We start from the raw sequence: 13,050 nt of genomic DNA, 5'->3' as shown, positions 1-13,050 counted from the left end.
CGACGCAGAGCGTCGGCACGATAGTTGAGATTCTCGTTCCTCACGCTCCAGCGTGGGAATGCATTTCGTGACGCTCTGCGCCACTTGTCAGCGCTTTGCAGGTCGCTCGAAGTTCTTCTGCGCGGCAGTCGCCAGGTCCGGCGGCAGGAAGTCCTTGTCCGGGTTGTAGTCGGCCTTCAGGTAGCGCGACAGGTCCTGCAGGTCGCCCGGGTTCAGGGTGCCTGCTGCCTGCTTGAGGCGCAGGTTGTCGAGGATGTAGTCGTAACGCGTGTTGTTGTAGTCCCGCACCGAGGCATACAGCTGGCGTTGTGCATCCAGCACGTCGACGATGTTGCGGGTGCCGACCTGATAACCTATTTCAGTGGCTTCCAGCGCGCTCTGGTTGGAAATGATCGATTGTTTGCGGGCCTGGACCTGCTCCACATCGGTATTCACCGCGCGATGCAGGTTGCGCGTATTTTCCACCACCTGACGACGCAGGCTTTCACGGCGTTGCTCGCTCTGGCTAAGGCGCGCATAGGCTTCGCGTACCTGTGAGCTGGTCAGCCCGCCGCTGTAGATCGGGATATTCAACTGCACGCCAATGCTGCGCTGCTCGACGTCGCCGCCGTAGTTGCGGCCGGTGTAGTTGGGGTTGCTGAAACCCAGTGCATCGTTATCGCCACGCTGATAGGTCGCCACCGCATCGAGCGTCGGCGCGTGTCCGGCCTTGCGTTGACGCAGGGTTTCTTCGGCGGCATTGACTGCGTAGTTGCTGGCCAGCAGATTGAGGTTCTGCTGCGCGGCGGTATCGACCCAGGCCTTGGCGTCATTGGGCGTCGGTGCCAGCACCGGCAGGGTATGCACGATGCCTTCGATCGAGTTGTATTCGCGGTTGGTCAGCGTCACCAGCGCCTGAAAGGCATCGTCGACCTGGCGTTGGGCAATGAGTCGGCTGGCGCGTGACGTGTCAAAGCTGGCCTGCGCCTGCAGTACATCGGTCTTGTCCGACAGGCCGACATCGAAGCGCTCGTTGGCCTGATCCAGTTGGCGCTTGAAGGCCGCTTCCTCGGCCTTGGTCGAGGCCAGATTGTCCTGTGCACGCAGTACGCTGAAATAGCTTTGCGCCGATTGCAGGATCAGATTCTGCTCGGTAGCCGATAGCTCGAGTGCCGCCTGTTCGTTGCTCGCTTCGGCAGCCTGCAGCTGGAACCAGCGGTCGGCGCGGAAGATTGGCTGGCTCAGCGTGGCCTGGTAGAGGTTGCCGCTGCGGGTGGCCACGGCTCTGGGCTGATCGATGCTGGTCCGGGTACTGCTGTTCTGGGCGCTGCCGGAAATGTTCGGCAGCAAACCGGCGCGGGCCTGCGGCACGGCTTCCTTGCGTGCATCGTAATCGGCGCGTGAGGCTGCGAGGTCGGCGTTGTTGTCCACGGCCTGCTGATAAACGCTCAACAGCCCTGTCTGCGTTGGCCTTGGCAATTCGGCTGCCCAGGTCAACCCGCTGGACGCAAACGAAACAGCCACGACCAACGAAAGTTTGCGCAACATGAGGCATTCCCTGTTCATGAAGAAAGTAATTAGAGCTCGGGTTGAAGAGAAACCGGGCTAGGGAGTGTAGAGCCAGACGCTTTTGGCAACAATCGTCGATTTGCGCCATTTATCGAGCCCCGTGCAAATAGGCTGGCGTTGCGACGGCACCCCGTCATAGACTGGCGGCGTTCTTGTCGGGGTGCCTTGCTATGAGGCTGAGATCGGTTAAACCGGATCCCGTTGAACCTGATCAGGTTAGCGCCTGCGTAGGGAACAAGATTTCTCGTCTCCCGGCGAGTCCTCTTGAGTGCCGTCCGGGGTCGATTGTTCAAATAATGAACAGTTTCGCCTCCTTTCGATACTCAGCACCAGCATTGGTGCACCCGTCCGTCATGTCAGGTCACTCCGACAATAAATCCGCAACTGGATGTCTGGAGAGCCGTGATGAGTATAAAAGCAAAAAACGCAGCCCATTTGAGTGAGTCGGCGCAGGTCGATTCCGGATCGGTACAGCCGTTTACCCGTTCGCAGAAAATCTACGTTCAGGGCTCGCGCCCGGACATCCGCGTGCCGATGCGCGAAATCACCCTGGACGTCACCCCGACTGACTTTGGCGGCGAGATTAACGCCCCGGTCACGGTCTATGACACCTCCGGCCCCTACACCGACCCCAATGTGATCATCGACGTGCGCAAAGGCCTGGCTGACGTGCGTTCGCCATGGATCGACTCGCGCAATGACACCGAGCGTCTGCCGGGCCTGAGCTCCAACTTCGGCCAGCAACGCCTGAGCGATGCCGAACTCACCGCGCTGCGCTTTGCTCATGTACGCAACCCGCGCCGGGCCAAGGCCGGCGCCAACGTCAGCCAGATGCACTACGCGCGTCAGGGCATCATTACTGCCGAGATGGAATACGTCGCCATCCGCGAGAACATGAAGCTCCAGGAAGCCCGCGCCGCAGGTCTGCTGACCCAGCAACATGCCGGGCACAGCTTTGGCGCGAGCATTCCTAAAGAAATCACTGCCGAGTTCGTGCGTGAAGAGATTGCCCGGGGCCGCGCGATCATCCCGGCCAACATCAACCACGTCGAGCTTGAGCCGATGATCATCGGTCGCAACTTCCTGGTGAAGATCAACGGCAACATCGGCAACAGCGCACTGGGCTCTTCCATCGAAGAGGAAGTCGCCAAGCTGACCTGGGGCATCCGCTGGGGCTCGGACACGGTCATGGACCTGTCCACCGGCAAGCACATTCACGAAACCCGTGAGTGGATCATCCGAAATTCGCCAGTGCCGATCGGTACGGTGCCGATCTATCAGGCGCTGGAAAAAGTGGGGGGTGCAGCCGAGGACCTGACCTGGGAGCTGTTCCGCGACACGCTGATCGAGCAGGCCGAGCAGGGCGTCGATTACTTCACCATCCATGCCGGGGTGCTGCTGCGTTACGTGCCGCTGACTGCCAAGCGTGTCACCGGTATCGTCAGCCGTGGCGGTTCGATCATGGCCAAATGGTGCCTGGCGCACCACAAGGAAAACTTCCTTTACACGCATTTCGAAGACATCTGCGAAATCATGAAGGCCTACGACGTCAGCTTCTCGCTGGGCGACGGCCTGCGTCCGGGCTCGATTGCCGATGCCAACGATGCGGCGCAGTTCGGTGAGCTGGAAACGCTGGGCGAACTGACCAAGATCGCCTGGAAGCATGATGTGCAGACCATGATCGAAGGCCCTGGCCATGTGCCGATGCAGTTGATCAAGGAGAACATGGACAAGCAACTGGAATGCTGCGACGAAGCGCCGTTCTACACCCTTGGCCCGCTGACCACCGACATCGCGCCGGGTTACGACCACATCACCTCGGGCATCGGGGCGGCCATGATCGGCTGGTTCGGCTGCGCCATGCTGTGTTACGTCACGCCCAAGGAACATCTGGGGTTGCCGAACAAGGATGATGTCAAAACCGGGATCATCACCTACAAGATCGCGGCTCATGCGGCGGATCTTGCCAAAGGCCATCCGGGTGCGCAGATCCGCGACAACGCCTTGAGCAAGGCGCGTTTCGAGTTCCGCTGGGAAGATCAGTTCAATCTCGGCCTGGACCCGGACACCGCGCGTTCGTACCACGACGAAACCCTGCCCAAGGATTCGGCCAAGGTCGCGCATTTCTGCTCCATGTGCGGGCCGAAATTCTGCTCGATGAAGATCACTCAGGAAGTCCGCGAGTACGCCGCCAATCAGCGGATTGAAGCGGTAGACGTCGACGTCGCCAAGGGACTGGCCGAACAGGCCGAGCGCTTCAAGCAGGAAGGCAGCCAGTTGTACAAGAAGGTGTAGAGAGCGATAGCCACTCCGGGAGAGAGACTTGGCTTCTGCCCGAAGGGCATAGGAGCGACCGGGGCGGCGATCCGCATTGTTCGCGAAAGGGCTTGGCTTCTGCCCGAAGGGCGTAGGAGCGAAAGCTTTATTCCGGGCGATACATCTTCAGCGGATGTAACGACCCTTTCGCGAACAAGTTCGCTCCCACGGCCTACGGCCAGAAGCCCGCTCTGCGTCCGATTCTGAAGGTGCAGTGCGTCTGCACCCGGTTCCTAGACTTTCCACACGAGACACCCCTGTGAATACACCCGGCACCTATTCTCCCGACACCCCCGTCCCCGCCAGCCAGCGCGTGTTCGGCGGGCGGGATCTGTTTTCCCTGTGGTTTTCCCTCGGCATTGGCCTGATGGTGTTACAGACCGGGGCCTTGCTGGCACCAGGGCTGGGCATGTCCGGCTCGATGCTGGCGATCTTCCTCGGCACGCTGGTGGGCGTCTTGCTGCTCGCCAGCGTCGGCGTGATCGGCAGCGATACCGGCCTGTCGTCCATGGCTGCGCTCAAACTCAGCCTGGGCAGCAAGGGCGCGTCGCTACCCGCTGTATTGAACCTGCTGCAACTGATCGGTTGGGGGGCGTTCGAGATCATCGTCATGCGCGACGCAGCCAGTCTGCTCGGCGCTCGGGCCTTTGCAGAGGGCAGCCTGTGGAGCAGTCCGCTGCTCTGGACGCTGTTGTTCGGCGCACTGGCCACGCTGTTGGCCGTCAGCGGACCCTTGACCTTCGTGCGCCGGTTTCTGCGCAAGTGGGGCCTGTGGATACTCTTGACGGCGTGTGCATGGCTGACCTGGAACCTGCTGGCCAAGGCTGATCTGCCCGCGCTGTGGGCAACCTCTGGCGATGGTTCGCTGCCGTTTGCCTCGGGGTTCGACATTGCCATCGCCATGCCGCTGTCGTGGCTGCCGCTGATTGCCGACTACTCACGCTTCGGGCAGCGCGCGAAAAGTGTCTTTGGCGGCACGGCTGCCGGCTTTTTCATCGGTAACTTCTGGCTCATGAGCCTGGGCGTCGCCTACACCCTGGCGTTCGCCCCGAGCGGCGAGGTCAATGCCTTGCTGCTGGCGCTGGCCGGCGCAGGCCTGGGTATCCCGCTGCTCCTGATTCTGCTGGACGAGACGGAAAATGCGTTCGCCGATATTCACTCGGCTGCAGTCTCCAGTGCTCTGCTGTCACGCATCAAAGTCGAGCATCTGGCATTGGCGATTGGCGTGGTCTGTACGCTGATCGCCTGTCTGGCACCGTTGGCGCAGTATCAGAACTTTCTGTTATTGATCGGCTCGGTATTCGCGCCGCTGTTCGGCGTCGTGCTGGTTGACCATTTCATCCTGCGTGGTCGCAGTGGTCAGGTAGCGGAGGGCGGTTTGCGCTGGATGAGCCTGCTGGCGTGGCTCGGCGGGCTCAGCACCTATCATCTGCTGGCCAATCTTTATCCTGAAGTGGGTGCAACACTGCCAGCGCTCATTGTCGCTGGCGTGTTGCAGCTGCTGATCGGCGGTGCGATCAACCGCGGCCGGGGAACAGTTCCGGCTTGAGAATGCCATTGAGCTGAGGGTAAGGAATCTTCAGCTCGATGTGACCCATCGAATACGGCGCGATGGTATCGACCGAGTACTTGAGGATCACTGCACCGTAGGTCAGCGCAATGTGGGGCGTGCGCTTGAACGGCCAGGTCTTCATGAACTCGCTGTCTTCATTCATCTTGGTCGATACCAGCCAGCCCTGGTGGGCCAGTTGGGCTTTCTGCCAGAACTCGCTTTCCTTGCCCGGGATGATCATGTCAGCCAGGGTCAGGACTTTCTGCTGCTGACGCGAATAGTTGATGAACGCCCGACCCGGGTTGCCGTGGGCACCGCCGGTCTCCAGATAGCTGGACAGTTCGACCACTACGATACCGTCATGCTGCTCGCGTACCTTGGCCTGCAGATAGCTGGCGTTGCGACCCTGGGCCTGGCTCAGAAACTGTTCCTGATAGGCTTTGATCGACACAGGCGGCGATGCGCTGCTGTCGGCAACGGTCAGTTGCAGCAACGTCTTCTGAACGATGGCGTCCAGGCGCGGCTCATCGGGGAAGTGCACGGTATCGATGTTCACCAGCGGGCAGTCGGCCGTGGTGCAGCCCGGCTTGATCAGCTCGGAAGCATCGCGCTGGACTTGCAGCGGTGTGCGCATGTTGGGCGTGAAGAGGCTTTGGCAGGCGCCGAGCAACAGGGCCAGGCAAGCCAGTGAAGTGATCCTCAATAACGACATGTTGATCCTTGGCAGTGTCAGTAAAGGCGGTTGCGTTGTACGTATGCAGGCTGGTTGGACTGTAAACAACGTCTTCGGTTCGATCATGGCAGATTAGAATTGTTTTAAGTCCCGGCCGTCTACCCTGCATCTTCAAGGGGGCTGCATCTGACTGCCGATGCGCGTTAGGATGGCCCGATGTCAAACACGGCGGCAAGCGAGAAACCCATGACCCAGACCACACGATCTGCACCAAGCGCTTTTGAAACCATAAAGCGTGAAAACTGCTTCAAGGGCTTCTATAAGCTGGACAAGCTGCATGTGCGCCACGAATTGTTCGCGGGCGGGATGAGCAAGGAAATCAGCCGCGAACTGTTCGTTCGCCACGACGCCGTCTGCGTGCTGCCTTATGACGCCAAACGTGACGAAGTCGTGCTCATTGAGCAGTTTCGCGTAGGCGCCATGAAAAAGACCAACAACCCCTGGCTGGTCGAACTGGTCGCAGGTCTGATCGACAAGGACGAGCAGCCGGAAGAAGTTGCTCATCGCGAGGCGGAAGAGGAAGCTGGGCTGAAGTTCGAAGCGTTGTGGCCGATCACCAAATACTTCCCTTCGCCGGGTGGCAGCGACGAGTACGTTCACCTGTTTCTGGGGCGCTGCACGAGCGAAGGCGCGGGCGGCTTGCACGGGCTGGAATCCGAAGGCGAAGACATCCGGGTCACGGTCTGGTCATTCGATGACGCCATGCAGGCGATGAAAGACGGAATAATCAAGAACGCATCGACGATCATCGCCTTGCAATGGCTGGCGCTGAATCGTGCAGAGATAAGGGGTTTATGGTCGTGAGTCCAGTGCGCGAACGCTACCGTGTCGATCTTGCCGGACTGCAGGCCGCGTGCGAGGCCAACTACGCGCGCCTGATGCGCCTGCTGCCCGACATGCGCAACGAACAGCGCTCACGCCGCGTCGCCGTTACCCAGGGTGATCAGATGCTCGGCGTGCTGGCAGTCGAAGTGCTGCTCGACTGCCCGTACACCACCACCTTGCAGGTCTGCCAGGAACACAGCCTGCCCTGGCTACCGGTGCCCAAGCTCGAAGTACAGGTCTACCACGACGCACGCATGGCCGAAGTCATCGGCGCCGAACATGCACGGCGCTTCCGGGGCATCTATCCCTACCCCAACGCCGACATGCACCAACCAGACGAAAAAGCCCAGCTCAACCTGTTTCTGGGCGAATGGCTGAGTCACTGCCTGGCGTGTGGGCATGAGTTTGAGGCGGTGCGTTAACTCCTATCCTCAGTTGTTCTCGTACTACCGCTTCCCGGCTTCGCTCTGGATTTCTCCCACATCTGATTGACCAGCAAGTGACATCAACTGACAGTGGGTGTGCTTCGGTCCTGTAGGTTGTTTCTGAAAATACCCCGGCACCTTGGATTTGAAACCCAATGCCTTACATTCGGCCTGAATTGATTTGCAGGTATAACGAATGAGTTACTTAGGCACTCCTCGGCGTCAGTTAGCGTGCTTCGCGGGAATCACTTTCAGCCTTTTCAGCTATATCGAGGTGATAACCCTGACAGGCAGCGCTCTGCGTGGGGAGCACTCCCTGTATATGGCCATTATCGGAGCGGTCATCGGTATTCTGTCTTTGAGGCTCATGCCGTGGATCGTTCATCTGGCTGGATTGGCAGGAATGATTCTTGGTGTTGCCCTGGAGCTTTTGCTGGCGGGATATCTCTGGCCCGGAATGCCTTATGAGCGCGTGTTGAGCTATCTCTTGGGTGCGGGACTGGCAGGCATGGTGTCGGCCGGACTTATTGCTTCAATTGTGCTCAAGCACCGAGCGAATCAGCAAATGTGACCAAATGCTCGTCCGCACGCACATTCCCGGTTTACCCGCCCGTTGCCGCATCACATAATCGCGCTGAATCCTCTCTGGGAGACGGTCTTGCCGAGCGCAGCCCTTTCATCGTCAGTTTTGCTGGTGCAGATATCCGATAGCCACTTGTTCGCCGAGGCGGACGAGGCGTTGTTGGGCATGAGTACGCGGGACAGTCTGGAAAAAGTCGTTGATCGGGTGCTGGCCGAGCAGCCGCACATCGATCTTGTGGTCGCCAGCGGCGATATCTCCCAGGACGGCAGTGTCGAGTCTTACGAAGCGTTTCGTCAGATAAGCGGGCGGATCGATGCGCCAGCGCGCTGGTTCGCCGGTAATCACGACGAACTGCCGCAGATGGAACAGGTTGCGCAGCATCACGGGCTGCTCGACCCTGTGGTGGATATCGGTCAATGGCGGGTGACGCTGCTGGATTCAGCGGTGCCCGGTTCGGTGCCGGGTTTTCTCGCGGCTGCGCAATTGCAGTTGCTGGAACAGTCGCTGAGCGAAGCGCCTGACCGGCATCACCTGGTCTGCCTGCACCATCACCCGGTGGCGATTGGTTGTGAGTGGATGGCGCCGATCGGCTTGCGCAATGCCGATGCGTTGTTTGCCGTGCTCGATCGTTTTCCGCAGGTTCGCGCCATACTGTGGGGGCATGTGCATCAAGAGTTCGATCAGATGCGTAACGGCGTGCGCCTGCTGGCGTCGCCTTCGACCTGCATTCAGTTCGCCCCGGGCAGTGTGGATTTCAAGGTGGACACTACGGCGCCGGGCTATCGCTGGCTGCGACTGCATGACGATGGACGGCTGGAAACGGCTGTTTCCCGAGTGGTCGGCCTGGAATTCGAGGTCGATTACGGCGGCACCGGCTATTGATCGGGCAGGCGGATACGTTTCCGGTGAGGTGCTGTAGCGTAAGTCCCTGTAAACTACACGGCTTTGCCTTGCACCCGGGAGCGACAGCGTGACGAGCGACACACCTTCACTGCTATACATCCATGGCTTGAACAGCTCGGCCTTGTCGAGAAAGGCCTGTCAATTAAGCGCGCTGATGAAATCCCTGGGTCTGGCTGATCGTCTGCAAGTCCCTGAACTGCATCACCATCCGCGTCAGGCCATGCTCCAGCTTGAAGCGGCTATCACGGCGCTGGGACGGCCATTACTGGTCGGCAGCTCCCTCGGCGGCTACTATGCGACTCATTTGGCGCAGCGGCACGGCCTCAAGGCGGTGCTGATCAACCCGGCAGTCAATCCGCATCAGCTGTTCGACGGGTTTCTCGGCGTGCAACAGAACCTGTACACCGGCGAGCAGTGGCAGTTGACCGAAGACCATATCCGGGCGCTGGCCGAGCTCGAAGTACCCGCGCCGCAGGACCCGCAGCAGTTTCAGGTGTGGCTGCAGACCGGTGACGAGACGCTCGATTATCGTCGCGCCGAGAAGTTTTACCGGGCCTGTGCCTTGCGCATTCAGGCGGGCGGCGACCACAGTTTTCAGGGTTTTGCCGAGCGCATGCCGGCACTGCTGACGTTTGCCGGATTTGCCCCCGATCTGTTGCAGAAGATCGATCTGTCGGCGCTGTAGGTGATCGATGCCCGGTCACATGAATGCAAGAACATTGAACCCCCGAAATTCCATGAAAGATTGATAACGAGAACCCATGGCCACTCCCAGCGCTAGCTCTTATAACGCAGACGCCATCGAAGTCCTCTCGGGCCTCGATCCGGTTCGCAAACGTCCGGGCATGTACACCGACACCTCGCGGCCCAACCACTTGGCTCAGGAAGTCATCGACAACAGCGTCGACGAAGCCCTGGCCGGGCACGCGCGTTCGGTACAGGTCATCCTTCATGCTGACAATTCGCTCGAAGTCTCCGACGACGGCCGCGGCATGCCGGTGGACATCCACCCGGAAGAAGGCGTGTCCGGCGTCGAGCTGATCCTCACCAAGCTTCACGCAGGCGGCAAGTTTTCCAACAAGAACTATCAGTTCTCCGGCGGCCTGCACGGCGTGGGCATTTCCGTGGTCAACGCGCTGTCCACTCAGGTTCGGGTGCGGGTCAAGCGTGATGGCAACGAATATGAAATGACCTTCGCTGACGGCTACAAGGCCACCGAACTGGCGGTCGTCGGCACCGTTGGCAAGCGCAACACCGGGACCAGCGTCTATTTCGCCCCCGATCCGAAGTATTTCGATACACCGAAGTTTTCTGTCAGCCGTCTCAAGCATGTGCTCAAGGCCAAGGCGGTTCTGTGCCCGGGTCTGCTGGTCAGCTTCGAAGACAAATCCAGCGGCGAGAAAGTCGAGTGGCATTACGAAGACGGCCTGCGTTCCTACCTGCAGGACTCGGTCACCGAATTCCTGCGCCTGCCGGACGAGCCGTTCTGCGGCAGCTTCACCGGTAACAAGGAAGCGGTCGACTGGGCGTTGCTCTGGCTGCCCGAAGGGGGCGACAGCGTTCAGGAAAGCTACGTCAACCTGATCCCGACCGCGCAGGGCGGCACCCACGTGAACGGTTTGCGTCAGGGCTTGCTGGATGCCATGCGCGAGTTCTGCGAGTTCCGAAACCTGTTGCCGCGTGGTGTGAAGCTGGCCCCGGAAGACGTCTGGGAGCGTATTGCCTTCGTCCTGTCGATGAAAATGCAGGAGCCGCAGTTCTCCGGGCAGACCAAAGAACGTCTGTCGTCCCGTGAAGCGGCGGCCTTTGTCTCCGGTGTGGTCAAGGATGCGTTCAGCCTGTGGCTCAACACGCACTCCGAGCTGGGCCTGCAGCTGGCCGATCTGGCGATCAACAACGCCGGTCGGCGCCTCAAGGCAAGCAAAAAGGTCGAGCGCAAGCGCATCACCCAAGGGCCGGCGTTGCCGGGCAAACTGGCCGACTGTGCCGGACAGGACCCGGCACGCTCCGAACTGTTTCTGGTCGAGGGTGATTCTGCCGGCGGTTCCGCCAAGCAGGCTCGCGACAAGGAATTCCAGGCGATCCTGCCGCTGCGCGGCAAAATCCTCAACACCTGGGAAGTGGACGGCGGCGAAGTGCTTGCCAGTCAGGAAGTCCACAACATTGCCGTGGCCATCGGGGTTGACCCGGGCGCAGCCGACATCAGCCAGTTGCGTTACGGCAAGATCTGCATCCTGGCCGACGCCGACTCGGACGGTTTGCACATTGCGACGCTGCTGTGTGCGTTGTTTGTGCAGCACTTCCGCCCGCTGGTCGACGCCGGGCATGTGTACGTCGCCATGCCACCGCTGTACCGGATCGACCTGGGCAAGGAAATCTACTACGCGCTGGACGAAGCCGAGCGTGACGGGATCCTTGACCGTCTGGTCGCTGAAAAGAAACGTGGCAAGCCGCAGGTCACCCGATTCAAGGGGCTGGGTGAGATGAACCCGCCGCAGTTGCGCGAAACCACTATGGACCCGAACACCCGGCGCCTGGTGCAGCTCACGCTGGACGATTTCGCCGCCACCTCGGAAATGATGGACATGCTGCTGGCGAAGAAGCGTGCAGGTGATCGCAAGTCCTGGCTCGAGTCGAAAGGCAATCTTGCCGAGGTCCTGACTTGATACGAGCCTGGCTCGCCGCCCTGATCCTGATTGCCGCGCCGGTTGTCGCTGCGCCACTCGAGGCCCTGAAGCTGCAATCCGAGCACCCGGTGGATGACATGGCCGGTGGCAATCTGTCAGGTCTGGCGATGTGCAACGGCCAACTGTGGACCGTGTCCGACCGTGACGACAATGTGCTGTACAGCCTGGATGTGTCGCAAGACACCTGGAAGGCTCAGTCACATCACATTGACGCACCTGCACCACAAAGCTATCTGCCGCTTAAGCTGCGTTTCATGGCGGGTCTTTCCGCGCTGATACGCGGCGGCAGTCTGGATTTCGAGGGTGTCAGCTGTGATGCAGCCGGCAATCGCTATCTGGTCAGCGAGGCTTACGGCGCAGTGCTCAAGGTTCCGGTCAGCGGTAAACCGTTCTGGCTGGATTTGCCGCAAGCGCTGGTGGATCAGGCGCGCGCTCAGGGCATGTTGCAGCGCTTCAACGCGATTTTCGAAGGGATTGCCGTGAGTCCTGCGGGCGACCGTCTCTGGCTGGCAGCCGAACGCGAGAAGCGCGGCTTGCTGGTGGTGCAACGCGACAAGGAGCAGTGGACCTGCGGGCAAAGCTGCGTGCTGCTGTCCGAGTCCGGTCTGGACGCGTTGCCGCCGGAGCAGGGCAGTAAAAAGGTGTCGACGGATTTTTCTGATGTGTCGTTGTACAACGGCAAGCTGTTCACGCTGGAACGTGCGGTGTATCGCATCTGTCGGCGTGATCTCGAAACCGGGCAGGTCGAGCGTTGCTGGTCGTTCGCCAAGGAAGCCATGGTGCCGTCGCGTCGTTACGATCAACCCTACGGGCTGACCGAGGCACTGGTGGTGGACGAGAAGGGCGCGTGGATCGGCATCGACAATAATTTCGGTGTGCGTGCCGACGGTGAGAAACGCCCGATCGTCTGGCGTTTCGCTGCACCTGAGGCTGGCTGGAGCGCTGAGCAGTGAGCGAGGTGCAGCCTGGCAAACGCGCTGGCAAGGTGCTGATGATCGTGGCCTGGGCGGCCGGTCTGTTTCTCGCGACGCGCTTTTTCGGCGATTGGGAAGACCGGCAGCAGAACCCCAATGCCGTGGTGACCTCGCAACACGGTGACGGCTATATAGAGGTGCAACTGGCAGGTAATCGTCAGGGGCACTTCGTCACGACCGGCCAGATCAACGGCCGGACAGTGGAGTTCATGATCGACACCGGGGCGACCGATGTGGCAGTACCCGGAGATATGGCTGACCGTCTGGGGCTCAAGCGTGGGTTTCCCGTCACGGTCAGCACGGCCAATGGCAACAGTCAGGGTTTTCGGACCACGCTTGACCGCTTGCAACTGGGCGATATCGTCCTGACCAATGTGCGTGCCCTGGTGGCGCCCGGTCTGGACGGTGAACAGGTGCTGCTGGGTATGAGCGCAATGAAACAACTCGAATTCACACAGCGTGGCGGCAATTTGCTGCTGCGCCAGTCAACGAAATAATGAGGCC

12 protein-coding genes and 1 riboswitch are annotated in these 13,050 nt (G+C 60.3%); of the genes, 10 read left to right on the top strand and 2 right to left on the bottom strand.

The window, feature by feature from the left end:
* Positions 1–87: 87 nt before the first annotated feature.
* Positions 88–1,527 carry a TolC family outer membrane protein gene (locus tag JOE34_RS03570; RefSeq protein WP_003392099.1) on the bottom strand — a complete coding sequence of 480 codons (1,440 nt, stop codon included), beginning with the start codon at positions 1,525–1,527 and terminating at the stop codon, positions 88–90.
* Between the two features lie 167 nt (positions 1,528–1,694).
* A riboswitch (TPP riboswitch) is annotated at positions 1,695–1,799 on the top strand.
* A gap of 154 nt (positions 1,800–1,953) precedes the next feature.
* On the opposite strand from JOE34_RS03570, the gene thiC reads away from it, so the two are divergent.
* Both thiC and cytX read left to right on the top strand, forming a co-directional pair.
* Positions 1,954–3,843: a phosphomethylpyrimidine synthase ThiC gene (thiC, locus tag JOE34_RS03565; protein WP_010407496.1), complete on the top strand. Its 1,890-nt coding sequence runs from the start codon at positions 1,954–1,956 to the stop codon at positions 3,841–3,843.
* A gap of 280 nt (positions 3,844–4,123) precedes the next feature.
* Positions 4,124–5,413: a putative hydroxymethylpyrimidine transporter CytX gene (gene cytX, locus JOE34_RS03560; RefSeq protein WP_046265984.1), complete on the top strand. Its 1,290-nt coding sequence runs from the start codon at positions 4,124–4,126 to the stop codon at positions 5,411–5,413.
* Here the strand turns inward: cytX and JOE34_RS03555 are convergent.
* Positions 5,382–6,128 (bottom strand): RsiV family protein, encoded by a 747-nt coding sequence (locus JOE34_RS03555; RefSeq protein ID WP_003317168.1) that lies wholly within the window; start codon positions 6,126–6,128, stop codon positions 5,382–5,384. The two genes, cytX and JOE34_RS03555, sit on opposite strands and share 32 nt — an antisense overlap.
* 207 nt (positions 6,129–6,335) lie before the next feature.
* Here JOE34_RS03555 and JOE34_RS03550 point away from each other — a divergent pair, with 207 nt between their 5' ends.
* The 8 genes from JOE34_RS03550 to JOE34_RS03515 all read left to right on the top strand — a co-directional run bounded on the left by JOE34_RS03550 (position 6,336) and on the right by JOE34_RS03515 (position 13,043).
* The gene (locus JOE34_RS03550; RefSeq protein WP_003342963.1) at positions 6,336–6,953 is read left to right on the top strand and encodes an NUDIX domain-containing protein; all 618 of its coding nucleotides are present in this window, start codon (positions 6,336–6,338) and stop codon (positions 6,951–6,953) included.
* Positions 6,944–7,396 carry a DUF1249 domain-containing protein gene (locus JOE34_RS03545; RefSeq protein WP_003393560.1) on the top strand — a complete coding sequence of 151 codons (453 nt, stop codon included), beginning with the start codon at positions 6,944–6,946 and terminating at the stop codon, positions 7,394–7,396. Before JOE34_RS03550 ends, JOE34_RS03545 begins: the two co-directional genes overlap by 10 nt.
* A 199-nt stretch (positions 7,397–7,595) precedes the next feature.
* Positions 7,596–7,970 carry a hypothetical protein gene (locus JOE34_RS03540; RefSeq protein ID WP_010407519.1) on the top strand — a complete coding sequence of 125 codons (375 nt, stop codon included), beginning with the start codon at positions 7,596–7,598 and terminating at the stop codon, positions 7,968–7,970.
* A gap of 87 nt (positions 7,971–8,057) precedes the next feature.
* On the top strand, positions 8,058–8,864 hold the full coding sequence (gene cpdA / locus JOE34_RS03535; protein ID WP_032623912.1) for a 3',5'-cyclic-AMP phosphodiesterase: 807 nt from the start codon (positions 8,058–8,060) through the stop codon (positions 8,862–8,864).
* Between the two features lie 88 nt (positions 8,865–8,952).
* Positions 8,953–9,570, top strand: a complete 618-nt coding sequence (locus JOE34_RS03530) for a YqiA/YcfP family alpha/beta fold hydrolase (RefSeq protein WP_003366268.1) — start codon at positions 8,953–8,955, stop codon at positions 9,568–9,570.
* Positions 9,571–9,646: 76 nt separating this feature from the next.
* Positions 9,647–11,551: a DNA topoisomerase IV subunit B gene (gene parE / locus JOE34_RS03525; RefSeq protein ID WP_003342973.1), complete on the top strand. Its 1,905-nt coding sequence runs from the start codon at positions 9,647–9,649 to the stop codon at positions 11,549–11,551.
* A complete protein-coding gene (locus JOE34_RS03520; protein WP_010407529.1) occupies positions 11,548–12,525 on the top strand; it encodes an esterase-like activity of phytase family protein in 978 nt (325 codons plus the stop codon). The genes parE and JOE34_RS03520 overlap by 4 nt, the downstream gene beginning before the upstream one ends.
* Before the next feature lie 38 nt (positions 12,526–12,563).
* Positions 12,564–13,043, top strand: coding sequence for a TIGR02281 family clan AA aspartic protease (locus JOE34_RS03515; protein ID WP_153222477.1), 480 nt, complete (start codon positions 12,564–12,566; stop codon positions 13,041–13,043).
* The last annotated feature ends 7 nt before the right edge of the window (positions 13,044–13,050 follow it).

It is taken from the genome of Pseudomonas sp. PvP028 (assembly GCF_017832255.1).
Taxonomy (GTDB): domain Bacteria; phylum Pseudomonadota; class Gammaproteobacteria; order Pseudomonadales; family Pseudomonadaceae; genus Aquipseudomonas; species Aquipseudomonas syringae.
The sequence above is the reverse complement of the archived record's forward strand: the minus strand, read 5'-3'. Positions and strand labels throughout refer to the sequence as shown.

Coding starts and splice junctions, on each gene's coding strand:
- JOE34_RS03570 (WP_003392099.1), bottom strand. CDS start 1,527: ATGTTGCGCAAACTTTCGTTGGTCGTGGCTGTTTCGTTTGCGTCCAGC.
- thiC (WP_010407496.1), top strand. CDS start 1,954: ATGAGTATAAAAGCAAAAAACGCAGCCCATTTGAGTGAGTCGGCGCAG.
- JOE34_RS03555 (WP_003317168.1), bottom strand. CDS start 6,128: ATGTCGTTATTGAGGATCACTTCACTGGCTTGCCTGGCCCTGTTGCTC.
- JOE34_RS03550 (WP_003342963.1), top strand. CDS start 6,336: ATGACCCAGACCACACGATCTGCACCAAGCGCTTTTGAAACCATAAAG.
- JOE34_RS03545 (WP_003393560.1), top strand. CDS start 6,944: ATGGTCGTGAGTCCAGTGCGCGAACGCTACCGTGTCGATCTTGCCGGA.
- JOE34_RS03540 (WP_010407519.1), top strand. CDS start 7,596: ATGAGTTACTTAGGCACTCCTCGGCGTCAGTTAGCGTGCTTCGCGGGA.
- parE (WP_003342973.1), top strand. CDS start 9,647: ATGGCCACTCCCAGCGCTAGCTCTTATAACGCAGACGCCATCGAAGTC.
- JOE34_RS03515 (WP_153222477.1), top strand. CDS start 12,564: ATGATCGTGGCCTGGGCGGCCGGTCTGTTTCTCGCGACGCGCTTTTTC.